The organism is Streptomyces sp. NPDC006012, from assembly GCF_042871185.1.
In the GTDB taxonomy this organism is placed as follows: Bacteria; Actinomycetota; Actinomycetes; order Streptomycetales; family Streptomycetaceae; genus Streptomyces.
Map to the genome: position 1 here is coordinate 25,371 of NZ_JBIAIE010000027.1, position 17,058 is coordinate 42,428.

Sequence of the window (17,058 nt, forward strand, 5' to 3'; positions counted from 1 at the left end):
CCGAACACGGTGAGCATCACCAGACATGGTGTGAGTATCACTGGAACGGCATGGATGTGAGCATGACGGGGCAAAATCCGCCGCGCCCGTGGCGCGATCCGCGCGCGGGTCCTGCCGTTCGGGCGCCGAGGTTCTATCGTCCCCGCGTGGAGCATGAGCCGAGTGACGAAGTGATCGTGATCGGTGGCGGGGTCATCGGGCTGACGACCGCCGTGGTGCTGGCCGACGGCGGCCGGCGGGTGCGGGTGTGGACGCGGGAGCCCGTCGAGCGGACCACCTCGGCGGTGGCCGGCGCGCTGTGGTGGCCGTACCGCATCGAGCCGGAGCGGCTGGTCGGCGACTGGGCGCTCACCTCCCTCGTCGTGTACGAGGAACTGGCGCGGCAGCCCGAGCGGACGGGCGTGCGCATGGTGGACGGCGTGCACCTCGGAATCCGTCCGGCCGATCTGGGGCCGTGGGCGGCGCGGGTGCCGGGGCTGCGGGCCACGGACGACGGCGGCGGGGTGTGGGCGCGGCTGCCGTTGGTCGACATGCCGGCCCATCTGGTGTGGCTGCGGGAGCGGCTGACGGCGGCCGGCGGGGTGGTCGAGGAGCGGACGGTGTCGGACCTGGCCGCGGTGCCCGCCGCCGCCGTGGTCAACTGCACCGGTCTCGGCGCCCGTGCGCTGGTGCCCGACCCGGCGGTGCGGCCGGTCCGGGGGCAGCTGGTCGTCGTGGAGAACCCGGGGATCACCACCTGGTTCACCTCGGTCGACGACACCGCGGGCGATTCGGCCTACTTCTTCCCGCAGCCGGACGGGCTGATCCTGGGCGGCACCGCGCAGCGGGACGTGTGGTCCCTGGAACCCGACCCGCGCACCGCCGAGGAGATCGTCGCCCGGTGCGCGGCGGTCCGGCCGGAGATCGCCGGGGCGCGGGTGCTGGGGCACCGGGTGGGCCTGCGTCCGACGCGGCCCACGGTACGGCTGGAGCACGGGACGCTGCCGGGCGGGCGGACGTTGGTGCACAACTACGGGCACGGCGGGGCCGGGGTGACCGTGGCCTGGGGGTGTGCCCGGGAGGCGGCCGGGCTGGCCGAGACCTGAGCGCCGGGGCTGCGACAGGCCCCGGGCCGGTGCCGGGACGGTTCCAGCCCGGTGCGGGGCGGTGCCGGCCCTGCTGTGCCGGGCCGGTGCCGGGACGGCTCGCCCCGCGGCACCGCCGGGGTGGGGCGGCTGAGCCGCGGTGTGGGCGGCCGAGCGGCGTCGGGGCGGCCGGGTCCGGACCCGGCCGCCCCTTCCCGGTCAGCTCGCCGGGACCCGCTGCACGGCGTGCGGCGCCCGGACGCCGTCCAGGGCCGCGGCGCCGGGTGCGGTGGACGCCGCGCCGGAGGCGGCACGGGCGAACGCGGCCGCGCCGCCGACCAGCGGTACCCGGGCGGACGTACGGGCCAGGTCCAGGGTGAGTGCGGGCCTGTCGGCCGGCGGATCGATGAGGCCCCTGTCGGTGCCCGCGACGATCAGCGCAAGGCGGTGGCCGGCCGGGACGACATGGTCGGTCGCGGCCAGGTCGAGCGTGATCGTGTAGGGCCTGCCCGGAGTGAGCGGGACGCCCTTGCCGCGGTCGGCGTAGGTGCCGAGGTCGGCCCAGCCACGGCTGAGAACCGTGTAGTCGACGGCCGCCGTCTTCGCCCGGGTCTCCTTGAAGCAGGCGCTGTCCCCGGGTGTGCTCTCGCCCCAGCAGTTCCGGTCGGTGCCGGTGGTGATGCCCTCGCCCGAGTCGGCGTGGTCCCGGACGGTGTCGGGGCCGAGGTCGACGAGGACGGCGGACAGATGGGCCGTCGGCGCGGACGGGGTGGCGGTCACGGTCACCGCGGAGGACCCGGACAGACGCAGGTCGCGGCGGAGGGGACCGGTGCTGAACCCGGCCTTCTCGGGGGTTGGCCTGCCGATCGCCGCGGCCCAGTCGGTCTCGCTCAGACCCGGGTCGTCGGTGAAGCTCTCGGTGCCGTGGCCGGGGCGCAGGCCGAGTGTGCCGACGCCCGCCAGGTCGCCGGCGGCGGGCCGCAGGGTGGTGGTGCCGGTGCCGCGCGGCGGCCAGAGCGCGGACGTGACCCACTGGTCGGGCCGGCGTTCGAGGTCGGCCATCGGCTCCCGGTCGATCCCGTTGTCGTAGCCGAGGAGTTCATGGTCGAACCAGCGGTGCAGGGTGTCCACCCAGGCGCCGCGCCGGAAGTCGAAGGGGTCGACGTGCCCGGTCTGGGAGAGCCAGATCTTACGCTCGACGCCGTGCGCGGCGAGGGCGTCCCACCACTGGCCGAAGTTCTTGGTGCGGACGTTGAGGTCCTGCATGCCGTGCACGAGGAAGATGCTGGCCCGGACCTTGCCCGCGTCCTTGACGTAGTCCCGTTCGCTCCACAGCCGGGTCCAGTCGCCGGTGCGCGGGGCGCCGTCGACGAGTGTGCGCTGCACGGCGGCGCACCGGGTGAGGGCGGCGTCGCTCTCGACGGCGCCGGCCAGCCAGTCGGGTCCGGAGTCGTACAGCGGGGCGCCCTGGGCGAAGTAGTAGTCGTACCAGGAGGAGATCGCGCTGATCGGGACGATGGTCCGAAGTCCCTCGACGCCGGTGGCGGCGACGCCGTTGGCGATGGTGCCGTCCCAGCTCTTGCCGACCATGCCGGTTCTGCCGTTGCTCCAGCCCGCGCTGACGGTGGTGGTGCCGGTGCGGCTGGTGTAGGCCCTGGCGCGGCCGTTCAGCCAGTCGATCACGGCCTTGGCGGACTGGATGTCGGAGCGTCCGCCGACGTCGATGCATCCGTCGGAGCGGTTGGTGCCGGCGAGGTCGACGCCCACGACGGCGTAGCCGCGGGGCACGAAGTAGTTGTCGTAGAAGAGGGGCATCTGCACGACGCGCCCCTGGGCGTCGTACGTCTTCAGCTGGCTCTCGTTGCCGCGCCCGCAGCACGAGTAGTAGGGGCTCGCGTCCATGATGACGGGGATCCTGCGGCCCTGCTGGGCGGGTTCGTGGGGCCGGACGATGTCGGCGGCGACCCGGTCGGTGTGTCCGTCGCCGTCGGCGTCGAGGCCGGTGTCCACCCAGACGGCCTCGCGGACGGCGTTCGCGTAGGAGTAGACCGGCTTGCTCTCCCGGGCTGCCGGGCCGGTGGCGGCCTGGGCCGTCGGAGTGAGGAAGGCAGCCGTCAGGGCGACGACGGCTGCTGCCGCGAGCGGTCTCCAGATCGTGAAGCGCATACGTTTCGGCATGCGCGGACGGTACCCCGGCCAACTCCCGTGAAGAAGAGGACACGTGGCACGCCGGGGGGCCGGAACATGCGCGTGGCACGGGCCGCCTCATGACGGCCGAATGGCGATCGTGTGACAGCGCGGGGCGTGGACACGTCAGGAGGCGGCGGGACTGAATAGGCTGCGAACAGGCTCAGTGCCCCTACGACTTGGAGCTCATGTGCACCGCAGAATCTTCGCGCCGGGCGCTCTCGCGGCGGCCTCCCTCCTGCTGGCGGTACCGGCGTCGGCCGCGAGCTACACCCCCGGCGCTCCGGGCATCGGTGACCCCTACTACCCGTACTACGGCAACGGCGGTTACGACGTCTCCCACTACGACCTGCGGCTGCAGTACCAGCCCGCGACGGACGAACTCGACGGCACGGCGACGATCCTGGCCCGGACCACGCAGGACCTGTCCCGCTTCGACCTGGACTTCCTGCTGGACGTGAGCGAGGTCCGGGTCAACGGCGCCAAGGCCGCCTTCGCCACCTCCGGCGAGCACGAGCTGGAGATCACCCCGAAGACGCCCCTGACGAAGGGCACGCCGGTCACGGTCGTGGTCCGCTACAGCGGAGTGCCGTCCACGAAGACCGCGTACGGGTTCTCGACCTGGCACCGCACCCCGGACGGTGCCGTCGCCGCGGACGAGCCCGAGGCCGCCTGGTGGTGGTACCCGAGCAACGACCATCCGCTCGACAAGGCCACCTACGACGTGTCGGTGGCCGTGCCGGACGGCACCCAGGCCATCTCCAACGGCACACTCCAGTCGACCAGTTCCAGACTCGGCTGGACCCGCTACACCTGGCGCCAGAACAAGCCGCAGGCCACCTATCTGACCACGCTCGCGGTCGGCAGGTTCGACCTCACGACCAGCACCTCCGAGGGCGGGGTCCCGGTCGTCAACGCCTACAGCAAGGACCTCGGGGACAACGACGGCGCGGCCCGGGCGAGCGTGGAGCGGACCGGGGAGATCCTGGACTGGCTGAGCGGGTACTTCGGCCCGTACCCGTTCGCCTCGGCCGGCGGCTATGTGCCCAACACGACCACCAGCTACGCGCTGGAGACGCAGACGCGGGTGTTCTACAGCCCGAAGCAGTTCGCGAACGGCTCCAACACCTCGGTGGTCGTGCACGAGCTGGCCCACCAGTGGTACGGCGACTCCGTGTCGCTGAAGGACTGGAAGGACATCTGGATCAACGAGGGCTTCGCCCGGTACGCGCAGTGGCTGTGGTCCGAGCACGAGGGTGAGGGCACCGCGCAGGAACTGGCGGACTACACCTACGCCTCGCACCCGGCCGACGACCCGTTCTGGACGGTGGCACCCGGCGACCCCGGTGCGGACAACCAGTTCGACACCGCCGTCTACGACCGGGGCGCGGTGGCCATCCAGGCGCTGCGCAACGAGGTCGGCGACGACGCGTTCTTCGCCATCCTGAAGGGCTGGCCGAAGGAGCACGCGTACGGCAACGCGTCCGTGACGGACTTCCGGAAGTACGCCGAGCAGGTGTCCGGGAAGCCGCTGGCCGCGCTGTTCGACACCTGGCTGTTCCAGCCGGCCAAGCCGGCCGCGCCCGCGGTGCGCGGCACGGCGGGCGCCAAGGTCCAGGCCACCCCCGTCCAGCCGAAGTCGTGGAAGAAGATCGCGGCGACGAACGACGCGCACTGAGCCCTCCGCGGGAGGGGCGGGACGGTGATCGGCTGATCTCGTCGGCGGGTGCGTCGTGGCCGGTCGTCGCTTCCCCGTGTTCGCGGCTTCGCCCGAACACGGGGAACCTGACCCCTGTTCCCCGCGCCCTCGGCTGACAGAGGCGGCCACGTCCTCCCCGGCCGGGGACCTCGCGAGGTTTCACAGTGGTGGTGGGACAGCGATACTGCTGCGCATGACGACCGACGCCGAGGAGCCACCCCTCACCATCGACGAGTTGGCCGCGCGGGCCGGCGTCACGGTCCGCACGGTCCGCTTCTACAGCACCAAGGGCCTGCTGCCGCCCCCGGCGATCGGGCCCCGCCGGGTGGGTCACTACGGGCAGGGCCACCTCGCACGGCTCGCGCTGATCGAGGAGTTGCAGAGCCAGGGCATGACGCTGGCCGCGATCGAGCGCTATCTGCACCGGCTGCCACCGGATCTGACCGCGCACGACCTGGCCGTGCACCGTGCGGTGGTGTCCTCGTGGGCACCGGACGCGGCGCGGACCCTCACCCGCGCGGAGCTTGAGCGCCGGGCGGGGCGTCCGCTGGACGGGGGCGACCTGGACCGGCTGACGGCGATGGACGTGGTCGAGCGGGCCGGGGACGCGTTCCGGGTCGACCTCGGGCTGCTCAGGCTCGGTGTCGAACTGCTCGACGTGCCACTGTCGCAGGCGTCGATCCTCGCGGCCCGCGGCGTGCTGCTGGAGCACGCCCGCGCGGCGGCGCACGAGATGTCGCGGCTGCTGCGCGAGGAGGTGGCGGAGCGGGACGCCCGGGACGTGCGCTCACTGTCCGCCCATATGCAGCCCCTGGTCGTCCAGGCCCTGCTGACCGCCTTCCAGCGGTCCCTGAAGGAGGAGCTGCGGGTCTGGCTGGGGGACGGACGGGCGCCGGACGAGCCGGCCGCGCCGTCCGGATCCTCCTGAGTGTCGCGCGGCTGAGCGTGCGGCAACCCCCCTGAGGGGCCGCCCCACGGCGGTGCCGCCGGCCTCAGCGGGCGTCGGTGAAGACCTCCCCCTTATCGGCCTTCTCGACCAGCAGGGCGGGCGGGGTGAACCGCTCGCCGTAGCGCTCGGCGAGTTCACGCGCGCGTGCGACGAAGCCGGCCGGCCCGGTGCCGGTCCCGCCCTCGTAGCCGTTGACGTACTGGAGCACACCGCCGGTCCAGCCGGGGAAGCCGATGCCGAAGACCGAGCCGATGTTGGCGTCGGCGACCGAGGTCAGCACACCCTCTTCGAGCAGCCGTACGGTGTCCAGCGCCTCGGCGAACAGCATGCGCTCCTGCATGTCGCCGAACGGGATCCGGTGGCCGGGCCGGGTGAAGTGCTCGCGCAGCCCCGGCCACAGCCCGGTGCGCCGGCCGTCCGCGTCGTAGTCGTAGAACCCGGCCCCGCCGCTGCGGCCGGTGCGGCCGAACTCGTCGACCATGCGGTCCATGACGGCCTCGGCGGGGTGCGGTGTCCAGGTGCCGCCCGCCTCCTCGACGGCCCGCCTCGACTCGTTTCGGATCTTGCGGGGCAGGGTGAGGGTCAGCTCGTCCATCAAGGAGAGCACCTTCGCCGGGTAGCCCGCCTGCGCCGCCGCCTGCTCGATCGACGCGGGCTCGATGCCCTCGGCGACCATCGCCACTCCCTCGTTGATGAAGTGGCCGATGACGCGGGAGGTGAAGAAGCCGCGCGAGTCGTGCACGACGATCGGCGTCTTGTTGATCTGCCGGACCAGGTCGAAGGCGCGGGCGACGGCCTCCTCGCCGGTGCGCTCGCCCTTGATGATCTCGACGAGCGGCATCTTGTCGACCGGCGAGAAGAAGTGCAGCCCGATGAAGTCGGCCTGCCGCTGCACGCCCTCGGCGAGCGCGGTGATGGGCAGGGTCGAGGTGTTGGAGCACAGCAGCGCGTCGGGCGCGACGACGCTCTCGATCTCCTGGAAGACCTTGTGCTTGAGCGCGGTGTCCTCGAAGACGGCCTCGATCACCGCGTCACAGCCCGCGAGGTCGCCCACTTCGGCGGTGGGCGTGATGCGGGCGAGCAGCGCGTCGGCCTTCTCCTTGGTGGAGCGGCCCTTGGCGACGGCCTTGGCGCACAGTTTCTCGGAGTAGCCCTTGCCCTTGGCGGCCGCCTCGGAGGAGACGTCCTTCAGGACGACGTCGATGCCCGCGCGGGCGCACGCGTAGGCGATGCCCGCGCCCATCATCCCGGCGCCGAGCACGGCCACCTTGCGGACCTGGCGGGGCTCGATGCCCTGCGGCCGGCTGGCGCCGGAGTTGACGGCCTGCAGGTCGAAGAAGAACGCCTGGATCATGTTCTTCGCCGTCTGCCCGGCGGCCAGTTCCACGAAGTAGCGGGCCTCGACGGCCTCGGCGGTGGCGAAGTCGACCTGGGAGGACTCGACGGCGGCGGCGAGGATGTTGCGCGGGGCCGGGTAGGGGGCGCCGTTCGTCTGCTTGCGCAGGCTGGCCGGGAAGGCGGGCAGGTTGGCCGCGAACTTCGGGTTGGCCGGGGTGCCGCCCGGGATGCGGTAGCCGGGCCTGTCCCAGGGCTGCTGCGACTCGGGGTTGGCGTCGATGAACGCGCGCGCCTTGGCCAGCATCTCCTCGGGCGTGCCGGCGACGTCGTCGATCAGGCCGTTCTCCAGCGCGCGCCTCGGGTTGTACTGGGTGCCCTGGAGGAGCACCTTCAGCAGCGCGTCGGTGATGCCGAGCAGCCGTACGGTGCGCACGACGCCGCCGCCTCCGGGCAGCAGGCCGAGGGTGACCTCGGGGCAGCCGATCTTCGAACCGGGTACGTCGAGGGCGATGCGATGGTGGCAGGCGAGGGCGATCTCGTAACCGCCGCCGAGGGCGGCGCCGCCCAGCGCCGCGACGACGGGCTTGCCGAGGGTCTCGATGCGGCGCAGGTTGCGCTTGATCGCCATGCCGCCGTCGAAGAGTTCCTGGGCGGTCTCGGGCGTGACCCGGATCAGGTCGCGCAGGTCGCCGCCCGCGAAGAAGGTCTTCTTGGCGGAGGTGACGATGACGCCGCGGATCGAGTCGCGCTCGGCCTCCAGACGGTCGGTGATCGCGGCCAGCGACTCCCGGAACGCCTGGTTCATGGTGTTGGCGGACTGGTCGGGGTCGTCGAGGACGAGCGTGACGACGCCGGTGTCGTCCTGTTCCCAGCGGATGGTGGTGCTCGTGGTCATGAGGGGTCTCCGTTGAAGTCGGGAAATCTGCCGCTGGGGAGGTCAGATGCGTTCGACGATCGTGGCGATGCCCATGCCGCCGCCCACGCACAGGGTGGCGAGGCCGTAGCGCTTGTCCTGGCGTTCCAGTTCGTCGACGAGGGTGCCGAGGATCATCGCGCCGGTGGCGCCGAGCGGGTGGCCCAGGGCGATGGCGCCGCCGTTGACGTTTACCTTGTCGAGGCTGAGACCCATGTCCTTCACGAAGCGCAGGACGACGGCCGCGAACGCCTCGTTGATCTCGACGAGGTCGATGTCGTCGATGGTCAGTCCGGCCCGGGCGAGCGCCTTGCGGGTGGCGGGCGCGGGTCCGGTGAGCATGATGGTGGGCTCGGAGCCGGAGACGGCCGCGGAGACGATCCGGGCGCGCGGGGTGAGTCCGCCCCGCTCGCCGGCCTCCTTGGAGCCGATGGCGACGAGCGCGGCGCCGTCGACGATGCCGGAGGAGTTGCCCGCGTGGTGGACGTGGTCGATCTTCTCGACCCAGTGGTACCGCTGGAGCGCCACCGCGTCGAAGCCGCCGAGGTCGCCGATGTCCGCGAAGGACGGCTTCAGCTTGGCGAGCGAGTCGGCGGTGGTGCCGGGCCGCGGGTGTTCGTCGTGGTCGAGGACGACGAGGCCGCTGCGGTCCTTGACGGGGACCACGGAGCGCTCGAAGCGGCCCTCCTTCCAGGCGGTGGCCGCGCGTTCCTGGGAGAGCGCGGCGTACTCGTCGACGTCGCGCCGGGTGAAGCCCTCGATGGTGGCGATCAGGTCGGCGCTGATGCCCTGCGGGACGAAGTTGACGGCGAGGTTGGTCATCGGGTCGTTGAACCAGGCGCCGCCGTCCGAGGCCATCGGCACCCGGGACATCGACTCGACGCCGCCCGCGAGCACCAGGTCCTCCCAGCCGGACCGGATCTTGGCGGCGGCCATGTTCACCGCCTCCAGACCGGAGGCGCAGAAGCGGTTCTCCTGTACGCCCGCCACGGTGTCCGGCAGCCCGGCCGCGATGGCGGCGATCCGGGCGATGTCCGAGCCCTGGTCGCCGACCGGGCCGACGACGCCGAGCACGATGTCGTCGACCGCCGCCGGATCGAGGCCGGGGAAGCGGGCGCGGATCTCGTGGATGAGGCCGACGACCAGGTCGATGGGCTTCGTGCCGTGCAGGGCGCCGTTCGCCTTGCCGCGGCCGCGCGGGGTGCGGATCGCGTCGTACACGTACGCTTCGGTGCTCACTGAGGGGCCTTTCCACGAGGGTTGCGGAGCGAGGGGACTTCGGGCTGCGCGGGAGGCCAGGGCAGGTCCGCTGTGGTCCGGACCGCGCTGGTCCGGACCGCCGGGCGGGGCGCGGCTCGGGGGGAAGGCGGTTCCATCATGCGTCGTCCCCGTCGGGGGCGCAGAGCAAGCCGGGTACGCGCCAGTCGCGCGCCACGTCCGCGGTGTCCGCCCCGGGCCGGGCGGGAGCGGTACGGACCGCGGTCGGGGTCGCGGAGAACCTGGGTGCGGGGGCCGGCTGGGTGATGCCTGCGTGGTCGGTGAAGGTGCCGCGGGCGGCGAGGTGCGGGTGGTGCGGGGCCTCGCGCAGCGACAGGACGGGCGCCACACACGCGTCGGAGTCCGCGAAGACGGCCGTCCACTCGTCGCGGGTACGGGACTTGAACCGGGCGGCGATCCGCTCGCGCAGTTCACCCCATCGGGTCCAGTCCTTGCGGGCCGGGATCAGCTCGTCCAGGCCGAGCAGCCGCAGGAACTCCTCGTAGAACTTCTGTTCCAGGGCGCCGACGGCCATGTATGCGCCGTCGGCGGTCTCGTAGGTGCCGTAGTACGGGCAGCCGCCATCCAGCAGGTTGGCGGCCCGCCGGTCCTGCCAGCCGCCGGCGGCCAGCATGCCGTGGATCATCGCGGTGAGATGCGCGGTGCCGTCGACGATGGCGGCGTCGACGACCTGGCCCGCACCGGTCTCGCGTACGTGGTGGAGGGCGGCGAGCACGCCGACGACCAGGTAGAGGGAGCCGCCCGCGTAGTCCCCGACCAGGTTGGCGGGCACGGGGGGCGGCTCGTCCGGGGCGCCGATCATGCCGAGGGCGCCGGTGACGGCGATGTACGCGACGTCGTGGCCGGCGCGGTCGGCGAGCGGGCCGTCCTGTCCCCAGCCGGTCATCCGTCCGTAGACCAGTCGCGGGTTGCGGGCGTGGCAGTCCTCGGGGCCGACGCCGAGCCGTTCGGCCACGCCCGGCCGGAAGCCCTCGATCAGGATGTCCGCCCGCTCGGCCAGGTCGAGGACGCGGGCCGGGCCGTCGGCGGACTTCAGGTCGACGATCACGGAGCGCTTGTTGCGGTTGGTGACGTCGTGGGCCGGATCGACGGCGAGTTGCGGGGTCCCGGGCCGGTCCACGCGGACGACGTCGGCGCCCAGGTCGGCGAGGAGCATGGCGGCGAACGGACCGGGTCCGATACCGGCCAGCTCGACCACGCGCAGCCCCGCGAGCGGGCCCTGTCCCTTCGTCGGCGCCCCTGCCGTGGTCATGCGACCCCCAGTCGATGTGACACAAGCGATGTAACACCACTGATGCTAGGAACACGCTCCACCGGGCACAAGGCCGGATGAACAAGCGCTCAGCCAAGTTACCCATAGTTACCCGCACGTCGCCACGACCGGCCGTCCGTGCGGGGGGCGTGCCGTGCGCCCGGGTCCGGCGGAGCGCGGTCGCCTATGTACGGCGGCGGCGAGGGAGGGCCGTTCGGGTAAGCCGGCGCCGGGATCAGCTGCCGGCCTGCTTCCGCCGTCCGGGACGGGCCCATCGAGTCCTCATCGGATCCAGCCGACCAGGGTGTAGATCATTCCCGCCGTCCAGGCGAGTCCCGCCAGTACGCCGAGTGCCAGCGCGAGGGCCGCGGCACGCCCGGTGGGACGGGGACGCCGCGGCGCCGGCCGCGGGCAGGGTGAGGTCGTCATGCGGCCCAGCCTGCCGGTCGGCCGGCGGGACCACATCCGTACAGGTACTCAGACGGCGCATCTGCGGCACGGCTGCGACCGCGGGCACGGACCGCACGTGCGGACGGCGGCCTGACCGCCGTCCCCTCCCCCATCCCTCTTCCTCCCTTTGAGACTTTTCGGAGGATGACCGCGTGCCTACAACGGCCCTGATCGGAAAAGTGCCAATGGGGAGTTCAATGAAACAATGGAAGCCCAAGGTCCAAGGAGGAAAACAGCGTGAAGTTCGTTCTGGAGGTCGCCGTCGACGACACGGCGACGGCCGGCGACCGAGCCGGGGAACTGGGCCGGATCCTGCGCTACTGGGGCGGAAACCTCGGTCACTACGCGCTCGAACCCGGAGACGGCTCGGCCGTCTACGACTCCGGGTACCGCGAGGTCGGGGAGTGGCGCATCGTCGCCTCCTGAAGCGCCCGCCTGCACAGCGCGTCCGCGCGGCGGGTCGTCTCCGGGAGCCGGAAACCCGCGGTGAGCGCGAGCGTATGGGCGCAGGCGTTGTCCAGGCTCACCCGGTGGCCGACGGAGACGAAGACCGGTTTGACGGCGTCCCGGGTGCGCAGGGCGCGGCCGACCTCCTCGTCGCCCGCGCGCAGCGGGGTGGCGCTGCCCCGGCCCGGTGCCGGGTCGTCGTGGGCGAAGGTGAACGGGTTCTTGGCGACGCCGATGGTGGGCAGGCCGGTGAGGACGCCGAGGTGGCTCGCGAGCCCGAAGCGGCGCGGGTGGGCCAGCCCGTAGCCGTCGCAGACGACCAGTCCGGGCGGGCCGGGCAGCGCGTCGAGCGCGGCCAGCACGGCGGGGATCTCACGGAAGGCCAGCAGACCGGGCACGTACGGGAAGGCCACCGGGCCGACGGCGGTCGCCTCGGCGACCACCCCCAGGGTGGCCGCGTCCAGCGTGACGGCCGCGGCCGCGACGAGGTCGCGGCCGTCGTCGTAGGCGACGTCGACCCCGGTGACCCGGCCCGTCCCGGGTGGCGGTCCGGGCTCGTCCAGCACCACCCGGCCCCGCAGCGCGTCCTGCACCGCGCGCGCCTGTTTCTCGGTCACGGGCCAGTTCTCGGGCAGCGCTAGGGTCGTCATGGTGGGGACGAGCCTACGGGGCGGCCCGGGATCACCGGTCGCCGCGGGTCCGTCGCAGTCGGTCCGTTACGTCAGCTCTCCAGGCGTGCCACCCGCCCCTGCTCCCCCGCCGCCCAGCAGCTCAGGTCGGGGGTGCAGGTCACCGTGTCGTACGAGCCGGTGTCGATGGTCCGCCAGGTGCGGCCGGCGTCGGTCGTCAGGTCGGTGCCGGTCGGGCCGACGGCGAGGGCCGCGGTGCGACTGTGCGGGAGCCAGGCGACGCCGGAGCGGTAGGCGGGCGGAGCCGTGGCGGCGGGCCGCCAGGTGCGGCCGCCGTCGGACGTGCCGGCCGCCGCCCGGGGCGAGGGCCGGCCCGGGCGGTAGTCGCCGCCGACGGCGAGGCCGTGGGTACGGTCCCGGAAGGCGAGGGCGAAGACTCCGCGGGCCGGGTCGCCCGCCGGCAGCGGTGTGCCGGCGGCGGTCCAGGTCAGTCCGCGGTCGGCGGAGTGCAGCACGCGCGCGTCGGCGCCGCCGCCCGTGGCCAGCCAGACGTCCGCGGACCCGGACGTCACCAGGCACTGTCCGCCGGCCGCGAAGCCCGCCTCGCCGTCCAGGGCGGGCGGCATGCCGGCGGCCGGCAGCACCCGCCAGCTGCGCCCGCCGTCGGACGTGGAGAGGATGCGGAACCTTCCGTCCACCGGGTCGCTCATGGCGAGGCCGTGGCGACGGTCGAAGAAGGCGAGGCAGTCGTAGAAGGACTTCGGGTCGTTGTTGCGGAAGGACTCCGTCCAGGTGGCGCCGCCGTCGTCGGTGCGGTAGACGCGGGACGCCTCGCCCTCGCCGATGGCCAGCACCACCGCGCGGCGCGCATCGAACGCCTCGACGTCGCGGAACTCCAGGTCGGCGGAGCCCGGCGGCGAGACGTTCCGCCACCTCGCCCCGCCGTCCGTGGTGCGCAGCACGGTGCCGCCGGTGCCGGCCAGCCAGGCCGTACGACGATCCACGGCCGACAGGCCGCGGAAGCGGACGGCGGAGGCGCCGGTGTCCTTGAGGTCCCAGTGGGGGGCGCGGTGGCCGAGCGGCCGGGCCTCGGCGGGTCCCACGGTGAGCGCGGCCAGCGCCGCCCCGCAGGCCACCCCCGCGGCCACCACTCGACTCGTACGTCCCCTGCGTCGCGTGCTCCCCAAGCGCCTCATGGCGGGCGAAGCTAGCCCACTCCCCCGCCGCCGTCCAGAGTCCGGGACGCGCCCGCGCGCCGGTCCGGACCGGCGCGCGGGCGCGTCCGCGGTGACCGAGGTCACTCGGAACGCGTGTGCACGGATGCGGCCGTTTCGTCGTCTCTTCCAGTGCCAGGGTCGACCACCCGCACGTTGGTCCAGCCGTCACGAGGGAGCAAGGCGTTGTCCACCGTCATCGAGCAGCCCGTGGAAGCCCGCCTTGTCGCCGCCGCCCCGCGCATGCAGAGCTTTCCCGCCACACTGCGCTACGACCGGCGCGACCCGTTCGCCGTGTCCATGACCTTCCCGGGACCGGCCACCCTGGACGGCGTGGACGTCAGCTGGACCTTCGCCCGGGACCTCCTCGCGGCCGGCCTGCACGGGTGCGAGGGCAACGGCGACGTGCGGGTGCGGCCGTACGGGTACGACCGCACCGTGCTGGAATTCCACGCCAGTGAGGGCACAGCGGTCGTGCACGTCCGCTCGGGTGAGATCCGCAGTTTCCTCAAGGCCACCGGCGATCTGGTGCCGCTCGGCCTGGAACACCTCCAACTCGACCTCGACCACGAACTGGCCGAGCTGATGCGCCGGCCCTGACGGCCGCCGCCACCCACGCCTCGCAGCGGTCCGAAAACGCGTTGACAGCCGCGGTACCCCCTCGTACGGTGCTGCGTGGTCCTGTTGCCGCCGATTGGAGAAGGACGTTGCTCGTCTGAGGTCCTGAGACACCGCGTCACACCCGTGAGGTGTGCGCAGCGTGCGACCTCGGCGTCCGAGCCGTCCTTCGGCACAGGCCGTTTCCCTGGCCCCGGTCCCCCGGTTGTCGCCCAGCGGTGCCTCGACACGCGTTTGCCCCGACCACACCAAGCAACCGCGAGGCCCCCATGTCTGCTTCTCTCACCTGCGTCTCCCTGTCCTTCGCCTGGCCCGACGGCACCCCCGTCCTCGACGGTCTCGACGCCGCCTTCGCCTCCGGCCGCACCGGACTCGTCGGCGTCAACGGATCCGGGAAGTCCACCCTCCTGAAGCTGCTCGCCGGCGACCTCACCCCCGCCGGCGGCACCGTCCGGGTGACCGGCGAGATCGGCTACCTCCCGCAGAACGTCACGCTCGACACCGCACTCCGCGTCGACGAGGCCCTCGGGATCGCCGCCCGGCGCACCGCCCTGCACGCCATCGAGGCGGGCGACGCCGCCGATCAGCACTTCGAGGCGGTCGGCGACGACTGGGACGTCGAGGAGCGCGCGGTCGCCACCCTCGGCGAACTCGGCCTGGGCCACATCGGCCTGGACCGTACCGTCGGTGAGGTCTCCGGCGGCGAGTCGGTGCTGCTGCGGCTGGCCGCGCTGCTGCTGCGCCGCCCGGACGCGCTGCTGCTCGACGAGCCCACCAACAACCTCGACCTGTACGCGCGCCGGCGGCTGTACGCGGCCGTCGCGTCCTGGCCGGGTGTGCTGGTCGTGGTCAGCCACGACCGGGAACTCCTCGGCCTGGTCGACCAGATCGCCGATCTGCGCGCCGGACGGATCACCTGGTACGGCGGCGACTTCACGGCGTACGAGGCGGCGCTCGCCACCGAACAGGAGGCCGCCGAGCGCATGGTGCGGATGGCCGGGGCCGACGTCCGCAAGCAGCGGCGCGAACTGGCCGACGCCCAGGTCAAACTGGCCCGCCGCAAGCGGTACGGCCAGAAGATGTTCGAGCAGAAACGCGAACCGAAGATCGTCATGGGGGCGCGCAAACGCGCGGCGCAGGAGTCCGCGGGCAAGCACCGCATCCTGCACGAGGAGCGGCTGTCCGAGGCCAGGGAACGGCTCGACGAGGCCGTGGACGCCGTACGGGACGACGACGAGATCCGCGTCGACCTGCCGTACACGGCCGTACCGCCGGGCCGTGGCGTCCTCACCCTGCGGAACCTGGAGCTGAGGTACGGAGCGCGCGTCGACGGCCTCGACGTGCGCGGGGCGGAGCGGATCGCGCTGGTCGGGCGCAACGGCGCGGGCAAGACGACGCTGCTGCGCACCATCGCCGGTGACCTGCCGCCGGTGGCGGGCGAGGCGACGGCGCACGTACCTCTGCGCTTTCTGCCGCAGCGGCTCGACGTCCTCGACGGCGGACTGACCGTCGCCGAGAACGTGGCCCGGTTCGCGCCGGACGCCACCGGCAACCGGATCCGGGCCCGGCTCGCCCGGTTCCTGTTCCGCGGCGCCCGGGCCGACCGGAAGGCTGGGACCCTGTCCGGCGGGGAACGCTTCCGGGCCGCCCTGGCCGCGCTGATGCTGGCGGAGCCCGCGCCGCAGCTCCTCATGCTCGACGAGCCGACCAACAACCTGGACATGGCGAGTGTCCGGCAGCTGACCACGGCCCTGGAGTCGTACGAGGGGGCCCTGCTGGTGGCCAGTCACGACCTGCCGTTCCTGAGGTCGGCCGGCATCACCCGCTGGCTGCTCCTGGAGAACGGCGAACTGACGGAGACCACACCGGAGGCGGTCGGGGACCCCGCGTAGTGCCGCGGCATGCGTCCCGGCGGACGGGCCGGCACACGACGCACACCATGGCCCGGCGCCAGGGGGTGTCCCGGGTGCCGGTCCGCCCTGCATGATGGCGGACCGGCACCGCATGACCGGCGCCGGCACCGCCCCGCCGATCCGGAGGCCAGCCGTGCCCAGCAAGAAGGCCCTCGTCCGCCGACCCGGCCCGCGCCTCGCCGACGGGCTGGTGACCCATGTCGAACGGCAGACGGTGGACGTGGACCTGGCCGTCGAGCAGTGGGAGGCGTACGTCGGGACGCTGCGCGCGCACGGCTGGGAGACGATCGAGGTGGAGCCGGCCGACGACTGCCCGGACGCCGTGTTCGTCGAGGACACCGTGGTGATGTACCGGAACGTGGCGCTGATCGCCCGGCCCGGCGCCGAGTCCCGGCGCGGCGAGACCGCCGGGGTGGAAGAGGCCGTCGCCCGCCTCGGCTGCTCGGTGAACTGGATCTGGGAGCCGGGGACCCTGGAGGGCGGGGACGTCCTCAAGGTCGGCGACACCGTCTACGTGGGCCGGGGCGGACGCACCGACGCGGCCGGTGTGCGGCAATTGCGGGCGGCCTTCGAACCCTTGGGCGCTCGCGTGGTCGCCGTGCCGGTGAGCAGGGTGCTGCACCTGAAGTCCGCAGTCACCGCCCTGCCCGACGGCACGGTGCTCGGGCACATCCCGCACGTGGACCGGCCCTCCCTCTTCCCCCGCTTCCTGTCGGTGCCCGAGGAGTCCGGCGCGCACATCGTGCTGCTCGGCGGCGACAAGCTGCTGATGGCCGCCAGCGCACCGAGGACACGGGAATTGCTGACCGGCCTGGGCCACGAGGTGGTCCCGGTGGACATCGGCGAGTTCGAGAAGCTGGAGGGCTGTGTGACGTGCCTCTCGGTGCGGTTGCGGGAGTTGTACGCCTGACGGCGGCGCCTCCCGTCGACGGCTCGGGGCCACGGGCCGCGGACCCCTGCCGGAACTGGCGCCGGCTCCGGAACCGTGCCAGCACCGTATGCTCGTCCTACCGCTGCGACACCGCTGAACAGCACTTGTTTACGCCACACTTAACCTACGACTTCGTAACCTACGGTCTCGTAGCCTACGATCGCGTAGGTTCCCGG

At 72.9% G+C, this 17,058-nt stretch carries 14 protein-coding genes; 7 read left to right on the forward strand and 7 right to left on the reverse strand.

Annotated elements, in window-relative coordinates:
• The first annotated feature begins 170 nt into the window (after positions 1-170).
• Positions 171-1,085, forward strand: a complete 915-nt coding sequence (locus tag ACFYPJ_RS32120; RefSeq protein WP_389024947.1) for an NAD(P)/FAD-dependent oxidoreductase — start codon at positions 171-173, stop codon at positions 1,083-1,085.
• A gap of 198 nt (positions 1,086-1,283) precedes the next feature.
• On the opposite strand, the gene ACFYPJ_RS32125 is transcribed toward ACFYPJ_RS32120, so the two are convergent.
• Positions 1,284-3,242: a Xaa-Pro dipeptidyl-peptidase gene (locus tag ACFYPJ_RS32125; RefSeq protein WP_389024813.1), complete on the reverse strand. Its 1,959-nt coding sequence runs from the start codon at positions 3,240-3,242 to the stop codon at positions 1,284-1,286.
• 199 nt (positions 3,243-3,441) lie between these two features.
• On the opposite strand from ACFYPJ_RS32125, the gene ACFYPJ_RS32130 reads away from it, so the two are divergent.
• Positions 3,442-4,929, forward strand: coding sequence for a M1 family metallopeptidase (locus tag ACFYPJ_RS32130; RefSeq protein ID WP_389024815.1), 1,488 nt, complete (start codon positions 3,442-3,444; stop codon positions 4,927-4,929).
• Between the two features lie 214 nt (positions 4,930-5,143).
• Positions 5,144-5,878 carry a MerR family transcriptional regulator gene (locus ACFYPJ_RS32135; protein WP_389024817.1) on the forward strand — a complete coding sequence of 245 codons (735 nt, stop codon included), beginning with the start codon at positions 5,144-5,146 and terminating at the stop codon, positions 5,876-5,878.
• 64 nt (positions 5,879-5,942) lie between these two features.
• Here ACFYPJ_RS32135 and ACFYPJ_RS32140 read toward each other — a convergent pair whose 3' ends face one another.
• The 4 genes from ACFYPJ_RS32140 to mmpA form a co-directional block, all read right to left on the reverse strand.
• Positions 5,943-8,132, reverse strand: coding sequence for a 3-hydroxyacyl-CoA dehydrogenase NAD-binding domain-containing protein (locus ACFYPJ_RS32140; protein ID WP_389024819.1), 2,190 nt, complete (start codon positions 8,130-8,132; stop codon positions 5,943-5,945).
• A gap of 42 nt (positions 8,133-8,174) precedes the next feature.
• Complete coding sequence (locus tag ACFYPJ_RS32145) at positions 8,175-9,389, reverse strand: acetyl-CoA C-acetyltransferase (RefSeq protein WP_389024821.1); 1,215 nt, start codon at positions 9,387-9,389, stop codon at positions 8,175-8,177.
• Positions 9,390-9,525: 136 nt separating this feature from the next.
• A complete protein-coding gene (locus tag ACFYPJ_RS32150; RefSeq protein ID WP_389024823.1) occupies positions 9,526-10,680 on the reverse strand; it encodes a CaiB/BaiF CoA transferase family protein in 1,155 nt (384 codons plus the stop codon).
• A gap of 282 nt (positions 10,681-10,962) precedes the next feature.
• Positions 10,963-11,109 (reverse strand): morphogenic membrane protein MmpA, encoded by a 147-nt coding sequence (gene mmpA / locus ACFYPJ_RS32155; RefSeq protein ID WP_389024825.1) that lies wholly within the window; start codon positions 11,107-11,109, stop codon positions 10,963-10,965.
• A 258-nt stretch (positions 11,110-11,367) separates the two neighbouring features.
• On the opposite strand from mmpA, the gene ACFYPJ_RS32160 reads away from it, so the two are divergent.
• Positions 11,368-11,556: a hypothetical protein gene (locus ACFYPJ_RS32160; RefSeq protein WP_389024827.1), complete on the forward strand. Its 189-nt coding sequence runs from the start codon at positions 11,368-11,370 to the stop codon at positions 11,554-11,556.
• On the opposite strand, the gene ACFYPJ_RS32165 is transcribed toward ACFYPJ_RS32160, so the two are convergent.
• Entirely contained in the window at positions 11,505-12,227 is a 723-nt protein-coding gene (locus tag ACFYPJ_RS32165) for an endonuclease V (RefSeq protein WP_389024829.1), read from the reverse strand. The genes ACFYPJ_RS32160 and ACFYPJ_RS32165 overlap by 52 nt on opposite strands.
• 71 nt (positions 12,228-12,298) lie before the next feature.
• Positions 12,299-13,402, reverse strand: a complete 1,104-nt coding sequence (locus ACFYPJ_RS32170) for a WD40/YVTN/BNR-like repeat-containing protein (RefSeq protein WP_389024831.1) — start codon at positions 13,400-13,402, stop codon at positions 12,299-12,301.
• A gap of 204 nt (positions 13,403-13,606) precedes the next feature.
• Between ACFYPJ_RS32170 and ACFYPJ_RS32175 the strand changes: the two genes are divergently transcribed.
• From ACFYPJ_RS32175 to ddaH, 3 genes are all read left to right on the forward strand, one after another.
• The gene (locus ACFYPJ_RS32175) at positions 13,607-14,020 is read left to right on the forward strand and encodes an SsgA family sporulation/cell division regulator (RefSeq protein WP_389024833.1); all 414 of its coding nucleotides are present in this window, start codon (positions 13,607-13,609) and stop codon (positions 14,018-14,020) included.
• Between the two features lie 287 nt (positions 14,021-14,307).
• Positions 14,308-15,930, forward strand: coding sequence for an ABC-F family ATP-binding cassette domain-containing protein (locus ACFYPJ_RS32180; protein WP_389024834.1), 1,623 nt, complete (start codon positions 14,308-14,310; stop codon positions 15,928-15,930).
• 154 nt (positions 15,931-16,084) lie between these two features.
• Positions 16,085-16,861 carry a dimethylargininase gene (gene ddaH, locus ACFYPJ_RS32185; RefSeq protein ID WP_389024836.1) on the forward strand — a complete coding sequence of 259 codons (777 nt, stop codon included), beginning with the start codon at positions 16,085-16,087 and terminating at the stop codon, positions 16,859-16,861.
• Positions 16,862-17,058: the final 197 nt, after the last annotated feature.